14 protein-coding genes and 1 pseudogene are annotated in these 18846 nt (G+C 70.4%); 9 read left to right on the top strand and 6 right to left on the bottom strand.

Annotation, left to right across the window (positions count from 1 at the left end; genetic code table 11):
• The 7 genes and pseudogenes from AB1L88_RS14690 to AB1L88_RS14660 form a co-directional block, all read left to right on the top strand.
• Positions 1 to 385, top strand: a pseudogene (locus AB1L88_RS14690) (hypothetical protein); the annotation flags it as partial.
• Positions 386 to 1013: 628 nt separating this feature from the next.
• Positions 1014 to 2192 (top strand): ABC transporter permease, encoded by a 1179-nt coding sequence (locus tag AB1L88_RS14685; protein WP_367097425.1) that lies wholly within the window; start codon positions 1014 to 1016, stop codon positions 2190 to 2192.
• Positions 2193 to 2328: 136 nt separating this feature from the next.
• Complete coding sequence (locus tag AB1L88_RS14680; RefSeq protein ID WP_367097424.1) at positions 2329 to 3093, top strand: SIMPL domain-containing protein; 765 nt, start codon at positions 2329 to 2331, stop codon at positions 3091 to 3093.
• Positions 3094 to 3491: 398 nt separating this feature from the next.
• On the top strand, positions 3492 to 5048 hold the full coding sequence (locus AB1L88_RS14675; RefSeq protein ID WP_367097423.1) for an oligosaccharide flippase family protein: 1557 nt from the start codon (positions 3492 to 3494) through the stop codon (positions 5046 to 5048).
• A gap of 227 nt (positions 5049 to 5275) precedes the next feature.
• A complete protein-coding gene (locus tag AB1L88_RS14670; RefSeq protein ID WP_367097422.1) occupies positions 5276 to 5857 on the top strand; it encodes a thioredoxin family protein in 582 nt (193 codons plus the stop codon).
• 116 nt (positions 5858 to 5973) lie between these two features.
• Entirely contained in the window at positions 5974 to 6363 is a 390-nt protein-coding gene (locus AB1L88_RS14665) for a hypothetical protein (RefSeq protein ID WP_367097421.1), read from the top strand.
• A gap of 48 nt (positions 6364 to 6411) precedes the next feature.
• Positions 6412 to 7809 (top strand): sulfatase, encoded by a 1398-nt coding sequence (locus AB1L88_RS14660; RefSeq protein ID WP_367097420.1) that lies wholly within the window; start codon positions 6412 to 6414, stop codon positions 7807 to 7809.
• Positions 7810 to 7912: 103 nt separating this feature from the next.
• Here the strand turns inward: AB1L88_RS14660 and AB1L88_RS14655 are convergent, their stop codons facing one another.
• Both AB1L88_RS14655 and AB1L88_RS14650 read right to left on the bottom strand, forming a co-directional pair.
• Entirely contained in the window at positions 7913 to 10174 is a 2262-nt protein-coding gene (locus AB1L88_RS14655; protein WP_367097419.1) for a mechanosensitive ion channel domain-containing protein, read from the bottom strand.
• 294 nt (positions 10175 to 10468) lie between these two features.
• Positions 10469 to 10834 (bottom strand): STAS domain-containing protein, encoded by a 366-nt coding sequence (locus AB1L88_RS14650; RefSeq protein ID WP_367097418.1) that lies wholly within the window; start codon positions 10832 to 10834, stop codon positions 10469 to 10471.
• 276 nt (positions 10835 to 11110) lie between these two features.
• Between AB1L88_RS14650 and AB1L88_RS14645 the strand changes: the two genes are divergently transcribed.
• Positions 11111 to 13015: a sulfatase-like hydrolase/transferase gene (locus AB1L88_RS14645; RefSeq protein WP_367097417.1), complete on the top strand. Its 1905-nt coding sequence runs from the start codon at positions 11111 to 11113 to the stop codon at positions 13013 to 13015.
• A gap of 22 nt (positions 13016 to 13037) precedes the next feature.
• On the opposite strand, the gene AB1L88_RS14640 is transcribed toward AB1L88_RS14645, so the two are convergent.
• Together AB1L88_RS14640 and AB1L88_RS14635 are read right to left on the bottom strand one after the other, a co-directional pair.
• On the bottom strand, positions 13038 to 14357 hold the full coding sequence (locus AB1L88_RS14640) for a replication-associated recombination protein A (protein WP_367097416.1): 1320 nt from the start codon (positions 14355 to 14357) through the stop codon (positions 13038 to 13040).
• Between the two features lie 41 nt (positions 14358 to 14398).
• The gene (locus tag AB1L88_RS14635) at positions 14399 to 15229 is read right to left on the bottom strand and encodes a class I SAM-dependent methyltransferase (RefSeq protein WP_367097415.1); all 831 of its coding nucleotides are present in this window, start codon (positions 15227 to 15229) and stop codon (positions 14399 to 14401) included.
• Between the two features lie 115 nt (positions 15230 to 15344).
• On the opposite strand from AB1L88_RS14635, the gene AB1L88_RS14630 reads away from it, so the two are divergent.
• Positions 15345 to 15851 (top strand): DUF488 domain-containing protein, encoded by a 507-nt coding sequence (locus tag AB1L88_RS14630; protein ID WP_367097414.1) that lies wholly within the window; start codon positions 15345 to 15347, stop codon positions 15849 to 15851.
• A gap of 39 nt (positions 15852 to 15890) precedes the next feature.
• Here AB1L88_RS14630 and AB1L88_RS14625 read toward each other — a convergent pair whose 3' ends face one another.
• A complete protein-coding gene (locus AB1L88_RS14625; RefSeq protein ID WP_367097413.1) occupies positions 15891 to 16988 on the bottom strand; it encodes a hypothetical protein in 1098 nt (365 codons plus the stop codon).
• 55 nt (positions 16989 to 17043) lie between these two features.
• Positions 17044 to 18837, bottom strand: coding sequence for a serine/threonine-protein kinase (locus AB1L88_RS14620; protein ID WP_367097412.1), 1794 nt, complete (start codon positions 18835 to 18837; stop codon positions 17044 to 17046).
• Between the last annotated feature and the right edge of the window lie 9 nt (positions 18838 to 18846).

Below are 18846 nucleotides of genomic sequence, written 5' to 3'. Positions count from 1 at the left end.
CAGGGACCAGGACCGCCAGTGGCACCAGGCCCACCCCCACGCCTCCCGCAAACGCTTCGCCGACACCCCGAGCACCGGCGCCGGCCTCCCGAACCGTGCGGCCCCCGATCCCTCCCCGACCCCCGCCCCCTCTCACGCCGCGCCTCGCCCGGCCGATTCCCGAAACGAACCTTCGCAAACCGCCCCCGATGCGCCGGTCGATCGCCTCAATCCATCTTCGGGCAATGAGATACGTCACGACGGCTCGGGCCGCTCCCTTGCGGCCGACAGGCGCACCGAGCCGCGATTCGACACCCCTTGCTCCCCCTCCGATCGCCCGATCGTCCCCGATCCCGGCCGCCCGATGGCCCCCGACGGCCCCCGGACCGACCCGCCCCGGCCGTGATCAGGCCCCGCCCCCTCCTCTCCGCCGATCTCCCCGACCCCCCAAAGGGGCCGGGACCGCTGATCGACCGCCCCCACCACACCCAGAGCGCAGACCACCCCGACCGGACGCCCTCCCCCTCCATGCGACCCGATTCCCAGGCCCCGATCCCCCCTCGGCCATTGATCCCCGGCCCTCGATCCCCGATCATCGATCGGTCGAGGTCGAGGAACCTCCGCGCCGTCGAGGCCCCGGGCGACCGCGGCGACTCGCGATCGAGGACGGTCGAGGCGACTCCGCCCCCCTCTCCCCGCCCCCGGGGATCAGGCCGTGGTGAAGGGTCCCCGGCCGGGTCGCGACACCTTGCAATCCGGCCAGGCTCCCCCCCACTCGGTCTTCGGCCGCCTGCTCCCCCGCAGGGGGCGAGGGTCGAGCGGACTCCGTCCCCTTCTCCCCCGATTACAGGGGCGAGGGTCACGCGGACTCCGTCCCCCTCTCCCCGCACGCGGGGAGAGGGCCGGGGTGAGGGGCCGGAGACAAACCGCAACGCATCGCGATCCCTCAAGCCGCCCCCCTCCCGGACTGCTCGCTCGGGATGGGGGGCCTCGCCGGGCCCGCGAGGGCCGCTTCGAATCGAGGAGGAGTCCGGGTGTCTCACGCTGCCGATCCCAACGCGCCGGCCGCCGGCCAGAGGGCCGCCCGTCTCCGGGGGACGCTCGGCTGGGTCTGGACCGTCTTCGGGCCGTTCGTCGGCCTGGTCCTGATCATCGCCCTGTTCGCCTGGCTGACGCGAGACTCGGGGGCCTTCATGTCCGCCTACAACTGGCGGACGATCGCCGTGCAGTCGGTCATCGTCGGCACGGCCGCCCTGGGGATGACCCTCATCATGATCGTCGGCGGGATCGACCTGTCGGTCGGCTCGGCCGTGGCCCTGGTCACCGTGCTGGCCGCCTCGCTCGTCGGCGGCTTCGACCTGCCCGTGCCATTGCTCCCCGGCGCCCTCGGCGGCGACCTGCTCCGGCGCCTCGCCGGCGGCGATTCGCTGGCCGTCCCGCCGGTGCCGTTGCCCGTGGCGATGGTCGCCGGGGTCCTGCTCGGCGGCCTCTGCGGCCTGGTCAACGGCGCCCTGATCACCAGGCTCAACGTCGTCCCCTTCATCGTCACCCTGGGCACCATGAAGGCGTTCCGGGGCCTGGCCAAGTGGTCGGCCGGCAGCACGTCGGTCTACATCGACGACGCGGACAAGGCCCCCTGGTTCAAGGGGCTCCTGGCGACCGACGCCGCCCTGCCCCCCGGCGTCGAGGCCCAGCTCGGCCGCATCCCCGGCGCGGCCGGGCCGGTCGTCCAGGAGGTCGCCCGCCTGGCCCCCGGCGTCTGGATCCTGCTGGCCCTGAGCGTCCTGATCGCCCTGATGCTCCGCTCCAGCCTGCTCGGCCGCTACGCCTATGCCGTCGGGTCGAACGAGGCGACGGCCCGGCTCTGCGGCCTGGGCGTCTCGGGGATCAAGCTGGCCATCTTCGGCCTCGCCGGGCTCTTGACCGGGCTGGCCGGGGTCATGCAGTTCACCTACCTCGGCGGCACCGGCGACCCGACGACGGCCGAGGGCCTGGAGCTCCAGGTCATCGCCGCCGTGGTCATCGGCGGCGGGAGCCTCAGCGGCGGCGAAGGCCGGGTGCTCGGCACCCTGATCGGCGTCCTGATCATGTCCGTCCTGAACAACGGCAGCGTCCACGCCGGATTCCCGAACCCCGTTCAGGACATCATCATCGGCGTCATCATCATCGCCGCCGTCACCCTCGACCGGCTCCGCCACCGGGGAGACGCCTAAGAAACCGGGGCGGCCCCGCGTCGTCCTCTGGTCGGGCGCAGGGCCGCGATTCGGCCTCGACCCCTGTCGCCTCGATCGCACCCTTTCCGAACCCCTCTGTAACGATCGCCTTCGGATCCGAACGGGAGACGACTGAATGAACCGCCCGACCCCCCCGGCCCTCGCCCTCTGCCTGGCCTTCTTCGGCCTCTTGCTCGACGCCCACGCCCAGGAGCACGGCATGCACGCGCACGACCGGCGGACCGTCTCCGTCTCCGGCCTGGGGAAGATCTCCTCCGCCCCCGACGTGGCCGACATTTCCGTCGGCGTCGTCGCCGAGGCCCAGACCGCCCGAGACGCCCTCTCGGCCAACAACCAGGCCATGGCCACCCTGACCGAGCAGCTCAAGGGCCGGGGCGTCGCCGCCAGGGACATCCAGACGACCAACATCAACCTCAACCCCCGCTACTCGCAACCGCAGCCCCCCCAGCCCGGCCAGCCCCGCCCGATCCAGGAAGAGTTCACCCCCCGGATCGTCGGCTACACCGTGACCAACTCGGTCCGGGTGACGGTCCGCGACCTGGACAAGCTGGGCGACCTGCTCGACGCCGTCGTCACCGCCGGGGCGAACCAGATGAACGGCATCAGCTTCCGGATCGAGGAGTCCCAGGGGTTGCTCGACGAGGCCCGCACGCGGGCCGTCGCCGACGCAAAACGCAAGGCCGAGCAGCTCTGCGGTGAGCTGGGCGTCGTCCTGGGCGATCCCGTCTCCATCACCGAGTCCGGCGGCTTCATGCCCCCGCCCCAGCCGATGATGGGCCGGGCCATGATGATGGCCGCCGAGTCGGTCCCCGTCTCCCCCGGCGAGGAGGAGCTGAGCGTCTCCGTCCAGGTCGTCTTCGAGATCAAGAGCCCCGAGTGACGGCCGCCCTCCCGGGCCCGGCGGCGGCCCCGCGATGGAAGAATGTGCAATCGCCTTCAAGTTCCCCGCCGTCGCCGGTCGAACCTTGCGTTGACGGCCCCCCCAGGCCGGTCTAGGATGGCCAATCCTCAAGCCCCCGAAGGGCCGGACCACCCGAGGACAGGAGCCGCCGGCCTCTGCCGTCAACCCGGGGCGGTTTCCCTCCGTTTCGATTTTTTCCAAGGTTTCCCAGAGAAACCGGTTCGTCCGGACGCTCCGGCGTCCTAGGGTTCAACGGAATGGCTCGGGGCCTCGGCACTCGCACTCGCCAGGACGGGTGCCGGACACCTCCGAACAGGGCGTCAGACCCCCAAAGGATTGGGACCGACGCCGGGCAACACAGGGAAGTGCGATCGCGCATGCCCAGCACGTCGAGCTTGCGGAGCCCCGTCCGACCCCCCCGCCCCTCGGCCCCGCCGCCGGGGCCGGATCGCTCCACGGCCGCGATCGCCCCGACCCCCCCGACGGCCGCCGCCCCCCGGGACATCAAGCCCCCCCCCGCCCCGAATTCCTCGAGGCGGATGGCCTCGAACTTCATGGCCCTGAGCGTGGCCGAGGTCGCCTGCCGGGCCATCTCGATGGTCGTCACCCTGGCCCTGGCCCAGCGGCTCGGCCGCGAGGGGTACGGCCGGATCGAGTTCGCCTTCAACGTCGTCTTCTGGCTCGTCCTGCTCGTCCGCGAGGGGCTGGATGTCATCGCCACCCGCGAGATCGCCCGCCACCCGAGGCTGATCCGCCCCCTGGTCAACCACATCCTCGCCATCCGGGGGTGCCTGGCCGTCGCGCTCCTGACCGGCCTGGTCGTCGTCGGCTGGTTCTCCTTCTCCGAGGCGTCGGAGTGGCTGATCCTCTCCCTCTACGGCCTGATGCTCCTGACCACCGCCATCGGCCTCGACTTCGTCTACCGGGGGCTGGAGCGGATGACCCTGGTCGCCGTCTCGCTCCTGATCCGCACGGCCATCTACGCCGTCGGCGTCGGCCTCTGGGTCACCGACGTCTCCCGGATCGAGTGGGTGCCCATCTGCCTCGTCGCCGGGGAATTCTGCGGGATCGCCCTGGTCTGGGCCTGCTACCTGCGCTCCTACGGCCCCCCCCGCCTGACGCTCCGGGGGACCCGCGCCCTGCGGACGATCCTCCGACGCGGGCGGCCGGTCTACCTGATCCAGGTCTCGCAGGCGGTCATCGGCTCGGCCGACCTCCTGATCGTCGGCCTCCTGAGCCAGTGGGCCGACGTCGGCCTCTACGGCGCACCCCACCGGGTGGTGGCGGCCATCCTCACCTTCGGGATCATCTTCCGGCAGGTCGTCTTCCCGATGCTCGCTCGATGCTGGCGGGCCTCCCCGGCCGAGGGCCAGGCGGCGCTCGACGGGATGGTCCGGGTCTTGATGCTCGGCCTCGTGCCGGTGGCCGTCGGGGCCACGGTGCTGGCCGACCCCTTGATCGCCCTCCTGCTCGGCCCCGACTACGCCGGGGCGGGGCTTTTGCTGGCCGTCGGCGCCTGGCGGATCCCGCTCTTGACCCTGGCGTTCCTCTACCAGTCGGCCCTGATCGCCCTGAACCGCGAGGCCGCCGGCGTCCGGATGCTGATCGGGGCGGCCGTCCTGATCGGCCCGTTGACGGCGGCCTTCCGCCTCCAGTTCGGCCTGGTCGGCGCGGCCGAGGCGGTCCTGATCGTCGCCTCCTTGCTGACCTGGGCCGGGTATCGCCGCCTGCGGGCCGAGGGGCGGGCGCCGGCCTGGCACCACCACCTCGGCCCCCCGCTGCTGGCCTCGATGCTGATGGCACCCGCCTGCCTGCTGCTGGCCCAATGGCACGTGGTTTTGGGGGTGTTCGGGGGGGCCGCCGTCTACCTCGGAACCCTGGCGATGCTCAACGCCCTCCCCCTGGCCGAGCTGCGCCGCCTGCTCCGCCGCTGAGCGGGCCGAACCGATTTCCTGCCCATGCGTTGTTATGCCGGTTCGTGTGGTGTAAGTTCGTTTTGATGAGAGTCGCTGGTGCCCTGTCACGGCCCCCGCTCCGGGGCCTTGATCTACCGCCTGGGCCGGGCTCGCGTTACCCTGAACCATCCTGAATGCGGTTGAAAATTTCCCTGCGGGCGACACGGCCGACGTGTCGCCCCCGCGAGCCAACAGGAGCGACTCTCGTGGCCCTGACACCTTCGACGATGCTTCCCCTGGGGACCCCCGCCCCGGACTTCGCCCTGACGGACACCGACGGCCAGACGGTCCGACTGGGCGACTTCAAGGACGCCCCCGCCCTGGTCGTGGCGTTCATCTGCAACCACTGCCCGTACGTCAAACATCTCCGAGAATCCCTGCGAGACGTGGCCGAGGAGCTCCAGGCGAAGGGGGCGGCCGTCGTCGGCATCAACTCCAACGACGCCACCTCCTACGCCGACGACTCCCCCGAGATGATGAAGGTCGAGAAGGAAACGGTCGGATACACGTTCCCTTACCTCTATGACGAGTCGCAGGGCGTGGCCAAGGCGTACAGGGCGGCCTGCACGCCGGATTTCTACGTCTTCGACCGCTCGCACACCCTCGTCTATCGCGGCCAGTTCGACGACAGCCGGCCCGGCAACGGCATCCCCCTGACCGGCAAGGACCTGAAGGCCGCGGTCGAGGCCGTCCTCTCCGGCCAAGCCGTCCCGGCCGAGCAGAAGCCGAGCATCGGCTGCAACATCAAGTGGAAGGCCGGCAACGGGCCCGATTACTTCAACGAATGAGCGAGGATCGGCTGGCCCCTCGGCACGGCCGGCCGGATCGCCGGCCGTGCAACCCCGAGGGGCCGAGCCACCCCCTTCTCCTCGTTGGCGAGCCGAGGCCAAAGGGATGAACACGCATGACCTGGTCTGTGGTGATGTTCCTGGCCGTCTTCATCCCCGTGTGGCTTGCGGTGATGGGGAGCTACCTCTTCTTCTACGGGCACGTCGCTCCCGCCGCGCTGGGGCGCTGGGCCGGTGAGGAGGGGTATCGGATCCTCCGGAGACGCAACGCGAACCCGATCGAATGGTTCTCGCTGGCCCGAGGCTCGGGTGACGTGATCTACCGGGTCTGGCTTCAAGACAAGCCCAAGGCCGAGCTGGAGTGCCTGGTCCGGGTGGGGACGGGCTTCTGGTTCAGCCTCTCGGTCCGAGGGTGCCCGGTGCAGGTCGTGCGGTGGGAGGCGGGGAAGGAGCCGCTCCCGCCCCCGCCCCCTTCGGACGCGATGTGGGACAGGGAACTCGATTGAACACTCGTTAAGATAAAATGATCTGAAGATTCGAGGAGTCTTGCAACCATGTCGCATCGAGTGATCGCCGCGCTGGTTCTCGGGATGGTCGGCTGGACGGGATCGGTGGCCGAGGCCGCCGCCGACCGGCCGCCGAACGTGGTCGTGTTCCTGATCGACGACCTGGGCTGGACCGACCTCTCCCGTGCCGGCAGCGACCTGTACGAGACGCCGAACGTCGACCGCCTGGCCCGCGAGGGGATGACCTTCACCGACGCCTACGCCGCCTGCACCGTCTGCTCGCCGACGCGGGCGGCCGTCCTGACGGGCAAGTACCCGGCCCGCTTGCGCCTGACCGACTGGATTCATGGCCACAAACGGCCGTTCGCGAAGCTGGCGATCCCGGAGTGGACGGAGTCCCTGCCGCATGATGAGACGACGATGGCCGAGGCGCTGAAGCCGCTCGGGTATGCCTCGGTGAGCATCGGCAAATGGCACCTCGGCGACGAGCCGGGGCAGTGGCCGACGCATCACGGGTTCGACCACAACGTCGCCGGTTACGGACGGGGTCAGCCTCCGTCGTACTTCTCGCCGTACAACATCCCGACCCTGGAGGATGGACCCGAGGGGGAAGATCTGACCGATCGGCTGGCCGAGGAGGCGGTGCGGTTCATCGAGGAACACAAGGACCGGCCGTTCCTGCTCTACATGCCTCACTACGCGGTCCATACGCCGTTGCAGGCGAAGGGGAAGCTGGTTGAGGCGTACCGCGAGAAGCTTACGCCGGATCTGAGGCATACCAATCCGATTTACGCGGCGATGGTCCGGACGATGGACGAGGCGATCGGCCGGGTGGTGGGGGTCATCGACGAATTGGGCCTGGCCGAGGAGACGCTCATCGTCTTCACGTCCGACAACGGCGGCCTGACCCTGCGCGACATCACCAGCAACGCCCCGCTGCGGGCCGGCAAGGGATCGGCCTATGAGGGGGGCGTCCGCGTGCCCTTGATCGTCCGGTGGCCGGGGACGGTGCCGGCCGAGACCTCCTGCGACGAGCCGGTCATCAGCAACGATCTGTTCGCCACGGCGCTCGACGTGGCCGGGGCCGACGGCGAGGCCGACCTGCCCGATGCCCGGTCGCTGCTCCCTTTGCTCCGAGACCCCGGGGCGACCCTCGGCCGCGATGCCCTGTTCTGGCACTATCCGCACTATCACCCCGGGGGCGCGACCCCGTACTCGGCCATCCGGGCCGGCGGCTGGAAGCTGATCGAGTTCTTCGAAGACGATCGGGTCGAGCTGTACCACCTGGCGGAAGACATCGGCGAATCCACCGACCTTGCCGCGACGATGCCCGAGAAGGCGGCCGAGCTGCGCGACCGGCTGGACGCCTGGCGGGTCGAGGTCGAGGCGCAGTTGCCCCGCCCGAATCCGGATTACGACCCCGACCGGGCCGCCCGGACGAGGTGACGGGCGGTCGGCCGGAGGCGGGGCGGGGGCTGGTGCTCCGCCCGCCCGGATCCGCGGCCCCCGCCCGCGGTCGCCGGCCGGTCACGCCGCCGGGCGTACCGGGTTACGACACCGGTTGCTCGCTGGGGGAGTGGCCGTTGCCGCCGCCGAGGGACGGCTCGGTGCTGATCGAGAATCGGCTGAGGGCCGGGTCGTCGGTCCGGTGGTAGACGGTCCGGTGCGGGAACGGGATCTCGATGCCGAGTTCGTCGAAGCGGTTCTTGATGCGTCGGAGCAGTTCACGCTTGACGGCCCACTGCTGCAGGGGGCGCGTCTTGAGGAAGAACTTGATCATGACGGCCGAGTCGGCGAAGCCGTCGACGCCGAGCATGGTCGGGTCTTCGAGGATCAAGGGGCGGAAGCGGGGGTCCTTGCGCAGCTCCTTGCCCAGGTCCATGACGACCTCCATCACCCGGTCGACGTCTTCCTTGTAGGCGACGCCGATGTCGAACAGGGCCCGCGACCAGCCGTGCGTCATGTTGATGACCGAGGTGATCTGGCCGTTGGGGATGAAGTGGAGGTTCCCCTCGATGTCCCGCAGGGCGGTCATCCGCAGGGTGATGCGCTCGACCTGGCCGGAGTGGTCGTTGATCCGGACCACGTCATTGAGCTTGTACTGATTCTCGAGCAGGATCATGAAGCCGTAGAAGAAGTCGGAGACGAGGTTCTGGGCCCCGAAGCTGATCGCCAGGCCGAGCACCGCGGCACCGCCGAGCAGGGGGCCGATCGGCACGCCGGCGTAGTCGAGCGTCATCAGGATGGCGCCGATCAGGATGGCGGCCGACGAGGCGTTCTCGAAGACGCTCACCAGGGTCTTGGCCCGGTCTTCCCGCTCGGCGATCGACCCCCGGGTGCTCCGCTGGGCCATCAGGGCGGCGATCCGGTTGCCGAAGCGGTTGATGAGCCAGATCAAGACGACCGCGACGCCGATGATGATGACCAGGCCCGGCCCGCGCTCGACGAGCCACCGGGTGAGGTTCTGGACCGAGAAGGGGTTGGTCGTCTTGCGGAGGGCGGCCTGGGCCAGCTCGAGCGCCAGGCGGGCCTCGGCCGCTTCCCGGATGACGGCCTCGCGGGCCTCGCCGATCAGGGCGCGTTCCTCGTGGACTTCCTGGAGCCGGGCGGTGCGGTCGCGGACCTCGGCGGTGGCCTCCCGGACGGCCCTGTCGGCCTCCGTGATGCGGTCGCGGAGCGCCTGGAGTTCCTGGCGAGGGGCGCCGTCGAGGGATTTCTCGCGGAACTCGTCGGCCAGGACGTTCCGGGTCTCTCGGGCGTTGTCGGACTTCTGCTGGGCGGTGGCGAGTTGCTCCCGGATGGAGGCGATCTTGCGCTCGATCAGTTGAAGGCGTTCGTCGAGCGACTGGGATCGGCGTTCGGCCTCGGCGGCGACGTCGGCCCGGGCCTCGACCTCCTGCTGGGCCTTCGCCACCTCCTCCCGCTCGGGGGGGGCGGGGGCCGGCTCGGGCTCGGCGCCGGCCGGCGGGGCGGGGAGGCCGGGGAGGGTCGGCGTGAGGGCCGGCTCGGCCGTCTCGGCGCCGGCCGGCTTGGGCTCGGCGGCGGGGGCCGTGGGTGTGTCGGCCGGGGGGGCGTCGGCCGGGGGGGCCGTCATCGGGGCGGGTTCGGCCGCCGCGGGCTCGTCGGGGGCGGGCTCGGGTTCGTCGCCGAGGAGTTCTCGGAGGCGTGCTTCGTCGGAGGCGATCGCCTTTGAAAGGATCTCGACCTGTTCCCTAGCCGCCTTGTGTTCGCGGACCTCCAGCTCGAAGCGGTCCTTGGCCAGTTGGCGGCGGCGGCCCAGGTCGTCACGCTCGGCCTGGAGCCGGGCCGCCTCCTCCTCGTCGCCGGCCTCGAGGGCGGCCTGCAGGGCCTTCTCGGTCTCGGCGAACTGCTGGTCGAGCTGGTTGAATTCCTGTTCGGCGCGGTGGTAGTCGGAATCGGGGCCGTCGTCGAGCATGGCCTCTTGCTTGGCCAGTTCCTCGCGATTGCTGCGGAGGATGCGCTCCAGCCGCGCGATGATCTCGGCGTCGTCGGCCTGGAATCCGGTCGGCACGGGGGGGGGGACCGCGGCCGGATCGGCCGAGGGGGGGGGGCCGTTCGAGGGGGCGGCCGAGGCCGGGGCATCGGCCGCCGGGGGCTCGTCGACGCCCGCGGGATCCTCGACCACGGTCTGGGATGCGACGGGGAGAGGCGACTGGGCCGCGCCGAGGGGGTCGATCACGGCGTCGATCCCCTCGGCCTGGGTGATGATCAGGCCGGCCATCACGACCACACCGCCGAAGGCCCGGGCCGATCGCGTCGAAGGTCGCGGAGAGTGAGAGGTGTTCGGCATGGGGTCGGTCCTTCGGTGTGCGGGGGAGCTTCGGGAGGGCGAGTGCCCGGCCGGCCTGGGGGATCGGCCGAGGCGAGCGACCGATGGGGGCATCCGGGTTCGGACGTGCTTGCAAACGGGCCTGGCCGGTCCGGATCGCGTCCGAGCGAACGGGACCAAGCCGGACCGGACCAACCGTGCCGAGCCGAGTCGAACGCGGGGCCTCGCCGGGTGAACCGATCCCCAGCGGACTTCCCGGGTCGTGCCCCGGTGGCCGGCGGCGTCCGGCCGGACGGACCGGGCCGGGCCGGGCGATCAGGCCGAGACGTGGGCGACGGCCTCGTCCTCGGAGTCGAAGATGGGGGCGACCTGGGCGATGCCGATGATCCGGGCCCCGATCATGACGTCGGGATCGAGGTTGCAGAGGGCCATCTTGCCCTGGTGCTGCTGGAGCAACCGGCCGAGGTTCAGCAGGGTGGCGAAGGCGGTGCTGCTGAGGTATCGGGTGTCTTGCAGGTCGACGACGATCCGGGTCCGCTGGTGCTGCTCGACCAGCGCCCGGAGCTGGGAACCGAGCTCGACGGCGACCTCGGGATGGCGGATCTCGCGGGCCTTGAGGCGGGCGACCGTGGCCTGGTTCACATCCTCGGCGACGAACTGGGGCTCGAAGGCGTCGGACATGAGCGGGCGGTTCCTGGGCTTCGGGGGGTGGAGGTCCCCGGGTCGTTCGGATTCGGACGGCCGACGCGTCTACTGTAGCCCGCGGCCCGGCAGAACGCAACGGGCGGGGAACCTTGCCGGGGGGCCTTTCATCTGGTAGTCCTGCATCGGGCGATCGATCGGCGGCGGGCATCCCCCGGGCGGCGCCCCGGGGATGCCCGCCGCGGCATCCGGACCGATCGTTTGAGACAGCACGAGAACATCTCTCCAACCTCGAACCGACCCGAGAGCTTCGCCATGACGCATCGAGCGAGCCGGCCCCGATTGCTCGGCCTGGGAGTCCTGATCGCGCTGGCCGTCGGCGGGTCGACCGCCACGGCCGGGGGCATGCCCCGGCCCGGAGGCGATCGGCCGAACATCCTCTGGATCACCTGCGAGGACATCAGCCCGAACCTCGGCTGCTACGGCGACCCCTACGCGGTGACGCCGAACATCGACCGGCTGGCCTCGGAGGGAATCCGGTATCGGCACGCGTTCGCGCCGATCGGCGTGTGTGCCCCGGCGCGGTCGACGATCATCACCGGCATGTTCCCCCCGTCGATCGGCACCCAGCACATGCGGTGCGAGGGGCAACTGCCCGAGGGGGTGCGGTGCTTCTCCGAGTACCTCCGCCGGGCCGGGTATTACTGCACCAACAACGTCAAGACGGATTATAACTTCACCTATCCGCCCGACACCTGGGACGATTCGAGCAACCGGGCCACGTTCCGGGACCGGGGCGAGGGGCAACCGTTTTTCGCGATCTTCAACTTCACGAGCTGCCACGAGAGCCAGATCCGGCTGCCCGAGGCCCAGTACCAGGAGCGCGTGGCCGACTTCTCGCCCGAGGAGCTGCACGACCCGGCCGAGGCCCCCGTCCCCCCCTACCACCCCGACACGCCGGCCGTCCGGCGCGACTGGGCACGCTATGCCGACATGATCACCTTCATGGACAAGCAGGTCGGGGAGGTGCTCCGGCAACTCGAGGACGACGGCCTGGCCGACGACACGATCGTCTTCTTCTACTCCGACCACGGCGCCGGGATGCCCCGGGACAAGCGGTGGCTGTACGACTCGAGCACCCGGGTGCCGTTCATCGTCCGGTTCCCGGAGAAGTACGCCCACCTGGCCCCGGCCGGGGCGGGGGAGGCGACCGACCGGCTGGTCAGCTTCGTCGACCTCGCGCCGACGGTCTTGAGCCTGGCGGGGGTCGAGGTCCCCGATCACATGCAGGGCCTCGCCTTCCTGGGCGAACAGCAGGAAGAGCCGAGAACCTATGTGCATGGCTTCCGCGACCGGATGGACGAGCGTTACGACCTGCTGCGGATGGTCCGGGACGAGAAATATAAGTATATCCGCAACTATTTGTCGCAGATGCCCTATTTCCATCACCAGTTCATCGGGTACATGTACCTGATGCCGACGATGCAGGACTGGCAGACCCTGGCCGATGCCGGGAACCTGGCCGGGCCGGCCGCGAACTGGATGACCCTGTCGAAGCCGGTCGAGGAGCTGTACGACGTCGAGGTCGACCCGTTCGAGGTGAACAACCTGGCGCTCGACCCGGAGTACCGGGAGACGCTCGACCGCCTGCGGGGCGAGCTGCGACGCTGGCAAGCGGAGATCATCGACCTCGGCCTGCTGCACGAGGCCGACATGCGCACCCGGTTCGGCGCCGGCTCGCCCTATGACGGGGCGAGGCGCGATCGGGGGGGCTACCCGATCGACCGCGTGCTCGACGCGGCCGAGCTGGCCGGGAGGGGCGACCCCTCGGACGTGGCGACCCTGGCGGCCCTGCTCGACGACGCCGACCCGGGGGTCCGCTGGTGGGGCGCGACCGGCCTGGCGATCCGGGGGGCGTCGAGCCTGCCGGTGTCGCTCCGCCTGGTGGCGGCGCTGGACGACCCGAGCCCCTGGGTCCGGGTGGCCGCCGCCGATGCGCTCTGCCGCCTCGACCGGACGGATGAGGCCGTGCCGGCCCTGATCCAGGCGCTCGGCGACGCGAACGACTGGGTCCGCCTGGCGGCGATCAACGTGCTCGATCGGCTTGATGACCGGGCGACCGGGGCCGGGCCGTCGCTCCGGGCGGCGCTGGAGGATGCGAATCCTTACGTCGTGCGCGTGGCCGAACACGCGGTCGAGGCGTTCGAGGGGGGCGAGTAGACGCCCCGGAGATCGAAGGGCGTCACGCCGGCCCGCCGAGTTCCTCGGGGTCGACGTACGAGCGGTCGGTCAGCCCGTCGGGCAGGCAGGTCATGGCCCGTCGGGCGGCCGGGTCGTCGTGGACGTATCGGTACCCTTTGCCGTATCCGGCCGAGGCCATCAGGGGGGTGACGGCGTTGCGGAGGTGGAGCGGCACGGGGACATTCGCCGTCTCGGCGGCGTCCCTCGCCGCGGCCTGGTAGGCGCGCTTGATCAGGTTCGACTTGGGGGCTCGGGCGAGGTAGAGCGTGGCCTGCGAGAGGGGGTAGAGCGCCTCGGGCAGGCCGATGAGGCGGGTGATCTCGGCCGCGGCATGGGCCTGGACCATCGCGTTCGGGTCGGCCAGGCCCACGTCCTCGCTCGCGAGGATGCACAGCCGGCGGGCGATGAAGACCGGGTCGGCCCCCCCTTCGATCAACCGGGCGAGCCAGTAGAGGGCGGCGTTCGCATCGGAATTGCGCAGGCTCTTGATGAGGGCCGAGGCCAGGTTGTAGTGGTCTTCTCCCCCCTTGTCATAAGCGAACCGGGAGCGGCCGAGGGCCTCGACGACGGTGGGCTCGTCCACGCGGCGCTTGCCGTCGTTGCCGGGGGCGATCGAGAGCACGGCGGCCTCGAGCGCCGAGAGGGCGACGCGGACGTCGCCGCCGGAGAAGCGGGCGAGGCGGCCCAGCTCGGGCTCGGGCACGTCGGGGTGGAGCGCCGCGAGGCCGCGCTCGGGGTCGTCGAGCGCCCGGCGCAGGAGGGCGACGATCTGCGACTCGTCGAGCGGCTGGAGGATGACGGTCTTGCACCGGGAGAGCAAGGCGGCGTTGACCTCGAACGACGGGTTCTCGGTCGTCGCGCCCAGGAGCGTGACCGTGCCGTCCTCGACGGCGGGCAGGAGGGCGTCTTGCTGCCCCTTGTTGAAGCGGTGGATCTCGTCGATGAACAAGAGCGTGTGCAGGAAATGGCGGCGGGCGTCGCGGGCCTTCGCGATCGCCTCCCGCACCTCCTTCACCCCCGAGAGCACGGCCGAGAGGGGGATGAATCGCGAGCGATCGCGCCGGGCGAGCAGGCGGGCCAGCGTGGTCTTGCCCGTGCCGGGGGGGCCCCAGAGGATCATCGACGGGATGCGCCCGGACCCCTCGACGAGCCGTCGGAGCATCTTGCCGGGGCCGATCAGGTGCTCCTGCCCCGCGAACTCGTCGAGCGACCGGGGGCGCATGCGGTCGGCGAGCGGGGCGTTGGGGTCGACGGCGTCGGACTGAGGGTCGTCGTCCTCGTCGGGCTCGTCGAAGAGGCTCTGGGTCTGCTCGCGGGGCATGGGCGGGGGCCTCGTGGCGAGGGGGAAGAGGCAACGAATGATCAGGGGGTGGCCGCGGGTTCGGCCTCGGCCGCGGGTTCGGCCTCGGCCTCGGCGGGATCGGCGGCGGGGGCGTCGTCTTCGGGTTTTTCAAAGATGATGATGTGCTGCCAGGGGAGGAAGTCGAGCACTTCCTTGAAGCGGAAGCCGTTCGGCTCGACCTCGGCGCGGGCCTGGGCGATCGTCATCTTGTGCTCGGGCTTGATGGGGACGTTCGGGTCCTCGGCGCGGAACTCGACGAGCACCAATCGGCCGCCGGGCTTCAAGGCCGCTCGGAGGCCGCGGAGCGTGGCCTCGGGCTCGGAGACCTCGTGGTAGACATCGACCATCAGGATCAGGTCGACCTCGCCGGGGGGGAGGCCGGGGTCGTCCTGGGTGACGAGCACGGGCTTGACGTTGTCGAGCTTCGCCTGCTTCGCGCGCTGGTTGAGCATCCGGAGCATCTGCGGCTGCACGTCGGTGGCGTAGACGACCCCCTCGGGGCCGACGCGCCGGGCCATCTTCAGGGCGTGATAGCCGACCCCCGCGCCGACGTCGGCCACGGTCATGCCCGGCTCGATCTCGAGGGAGTCGAGCATCTCGTCGGGACGCTCCTCCTGCACCCGGGTGGGCCGCATCAGCCAGTTGGCGCCGAGGTAGCTCATCACCTCGGCAATCACCCGGCCGCGGTAGGTGCCGTCATGGTGGTGGTCGTCGTGGTCGTGGTCGTGCTGCGGGTCCTGCGGTCGGGGTGTGTTGGCGGGCGTCCGGGCCTGCTGCGCGGGGGCGGGACCGGCGAGGAACAGGAGCATCAGAACCAGGCTGAGGCGGATCGGCGATGCGAGGCGGGGCATGATGGTATCCTCTCGGCTCGGGATCGTCGAGGGCCGGCGACCCGGTCCCCCGCCGATCATGGTAGGCGACGACCGCCCCGGGGGCCAGTCGAAGCGAAGAAAGGGAGCGGGACGCATGGCGGCTCGTGGGAAGATCTGGACGGTTGGTTATGGCGCGTGGGCGGCCCCGGTGCGGGCCGACCGGCTGGTCAAGGCGCTGGCCGATCAAGGAATGACGCGGCTGGTGGATGTGAGGCTCGCCCCCTGCTCGGCCGACCTCGACCCGGCCCGGACCTACGGCCCGCGCCCCTGGCACCTGCAGGCGTCCGGCGAAGCGGGGATCGTGGCCCTGCTCGGTCGATCGGGGATTGCGTATGAGTGGATTGTCGAGCTGGGCAATCCGCAACGGCAAGACCCGAGCATGGCCGTCTTACATGCTCATCTGGCCGACCCCTCGGGAGACTGGCCCGTGCATCGCGGCCTGGCCCGCCTGGCCGATCGCGTCCGGGAGCCGAGGGAGGCCGTCTGCCTGCTCTGCGCCTGCGCCGAGGCGAATCGGTGCCATCGGACCGTGATGGCGCAGGCGCTCAATGATCGGTTCTTCGAAGGCGAGCTGGAGATTATTCAGATCGGGAGGCAGTAGGCAGAAAGAGAGGGGGAGGAGAAAGTCAGAGAAGGGGCGTCAGCGGAAGAAGGCGAGGACGATTTCCATGGCGATCAAAAGGATGATGATCAGCTCCAGGAACTCGGCGCGGCGGTGGCCGGCCTGGGAGAGGAGCAGGTCGTAGACGTTCCCCACGGTCTCGAGCTTGCGGCGGATCGAGTTCTGCCACTCCGGGAGGTGGAAGCGGGCGGAGGCGAGGTCGTAGACGCGGACGAGGTACTGATCGCCGATCAGCTTCAGGGCGTTGTCGGCGCGCTCGAACAGGCTGGTGGCCTCGATCTCCAGCTCGCGGACCTGGCGGACGGCGTCGTTGTGCGTCGGCGACCAGACCATCGGCAGGCGGAGGCGGACCCGGGGGCGATCGGGGTGGATCGTGGCGTAGGCGCGCTCGATCCGGTCGTCGAGGCGGTCGTCGATGTGCCGATATTCGAGCAACTGGACATTGGCGAATTCGAGGACCTGGATCGTGTCGTCGCAGTCGCGGTCGGCGACCACGGCGGCGGCCCAGTCGATGACGATCGCGTCGCTCGGCGCATAGGAGAGGGAACGCCGGGTGGCCTCCTGGATCTCCTGCGGCGACATCGGCCCGGTCTCGAGCCGGACCAGCCCGGCGAGCCATTCGCGGCGGGCGTCGAGCCAGCCGGGGGTCGCCTCGCCGAGCTGGAAGATGACGTATTCCTCGCTCAGGTCGCTCACCTCGAACTCGGTGACGACCGGGCGGATGCGGTCGAGCCAGGGGGCGAGCACCAGGCGGGCCGAGGCGGTCAGCTCGGTCGGCTCGGCCAGCTCGCCGGCCAGGGCGAGCAGCTCGTCGGGGGTCATGCTGACCGGGAACCGGAAGACGAGCGAGATGGCGCCGAAGTCGAACAGCGAGAGGTCGGCCCGGGGCGGCTCGATCGATCGGGCCGGGGCCGGCAGGGCCACCCCCGAGGCGTCGAGCGCCAGCCGGAGCGGGGCGGGCCGGTATCGGATCGACTCGGGGGTCCGACGCCTCCGGGTCAGGCCGCCGGCCTCTCCGGAGAGCAACGGCCGGGCCCGCTCCAGGTCGATCTCGTAGCCGAGGTCGAAGGCGAAGGCCAGGTGGATGATCGCGTCGATCGGTGTTTCAGGGTCCATGAGTAGTGCGCTTCTAAATCAAAAGAATAAACGAGGGAAAGAAGAAGCCGCCCGATCAGGATTGCGCCAGGGTTTTCGGCTCGAGCGATCGCCACCAGGACGAGGCGGCGGCCGCGTCCCACTGCCCGACGCAGGAACAGGAGGCCAGGGCCTGCTCGAGGGCCTCGGCCGAGGCGAACCGGCGGAGCGGGTCCTTGGCCAGGCAGCGGAGCACCACCCGCTCCAGGTCCTCCGGGATGCTCTCGCGAACCCGAGACGGGGGCACGACCGGCTCGCTCGCCACGGCGGCCATCACCCGCAAGGGGGTGTCTCCCAGGTGGGGCGGCCGGCCGGTCAGGAGGTAGTAGGCGACGGCGCCGAGGGCGTACAGGTCGCTCCGGAGGTCGAGCCTCGGGTCGCCGGTCGCCTGCTCGGGAGACATGTAGAGCGGCGTGCCGGTGACGACGTCGAGGCGGTCGATGCCCGCGTCGCCCGGCTCGCCGCCGACGGTCTTGACCAGGCCGAAGTCGAGCACCTTGGTCACGTCGCAGCGCCCCCCTCGGATGGCCGCGAACAGGTTCGCCGGCTTCAGGTCGCGGTGGATCATGCCGGCCGAGTGGGCCTCGGCCAGCGAGTCGCACGCCTGGCGGAGCAGGTAGGCGACCCGCCCCGGGTCGAGCGGCCCGTGGCGTTCGACCAAAGCATCGAGGGGCAGGCCCCTGAGATATTCCATCACATAATAGAAGGTGCCGTCCTCGGTCCGGCCGTAGTCGTAGACCTCGATCGTGTTCCAGTGGGTCAGGCGGGCCATGGCGCGGACTTCCCGCTCGAACCGTCGCAGGACGACCGGGTCGCCCGCGCGGTCGGGCCGGATGAGCTTGATGGCGCAGGGACGTTTTAATAGCTTGTGCTCGGCCAGGTGGACCTCCCCCATGCCCCCGCCGCCGATCCGGCCTCGCAGGACATACTGGCCGAGTCGCCTCGCCTCGAACGCCTCGACCCGCAGGGCGTTGATCAGCCGGGTGCCGTAGACGGCGATCAAGGCCGAGAGGAAGAGGACGAGGACGTTGGTCGAGATCTGCTCGAAGGTCGCAAGTTGTTCGACCAGGGACCGCTGGCCGGCGGTCCGGATCATGACCGACATCTGCGCCAGGCCCGTGATCAAGAAGATCAGGCCGACGGCGACGGCGGCCCGACGCCAGGTGTTGGGGATGAACAGGCCGTAAAGAATAATCAAAATCATCACGTAGATGAGCGTCATCTCGACGCTGGCGATCAGCCGGCCGGCGGCCTGGACCAACGCGGCGATGGTCTCCGGGTCGGCCGGGGCCCGGCTGGCCAGCGCGTTGCGGATGACCGTGTCGCCCCGCTCGATCCATTTGGTGGTCGAGGCGAAGTGCAAGGTGCCGAAGAAGGCCAAGGCCGAGCTGAACAGGGCGAACTCGAACTGCCGGAGCCGCCGCATCGACCAGTCGCTCCGCTCCGAGAGCAGGGCGATCAGCCCGCCTTGCGTGACCAGGGCGACGGCGTGGAAGATCCGGACGAACAGGCTGATCCCGGCGGCCTCGGGGTCGAGGAACTGGTTGCGGACGAAGAAGGCGCCGAAGCCGGAGAGCAGGATGATGGCCACGGCCCTGAGCCGCACCCGGAGCAACAGCCGAGTCTCGTCCGACAGGTCGAGCGACCCCTCCACCACCTCGACCGGCCGGCCGTCTGGCGGGGTCGCGCGACCCGACCCGGACTGCGAACCGGATTCCGGGCCGTTGACCGTCGCTTCGCCCCGCTCGATGGCCTCGGCCGTGGCCAGGTCGATGGTCTCGGCCAGGCGGTCGGTCGGGTCCAGGGACTGTCGGGATCGGGGCGATTCCATCGGTGCGGC

This window comes from Tautonia sp. JC769 (assembly GCF_040717455.1).
Taxonomy (GTDB): Bacteria; Planctomycetota; Planctomycetia; order Isosphaerales; family Isosphaeraceae; genus Tautonia.
Note: the sequence above shows the minus strand (reverse complement) of the source record. Positions and strands in the feature narration are given on the sequence as shown.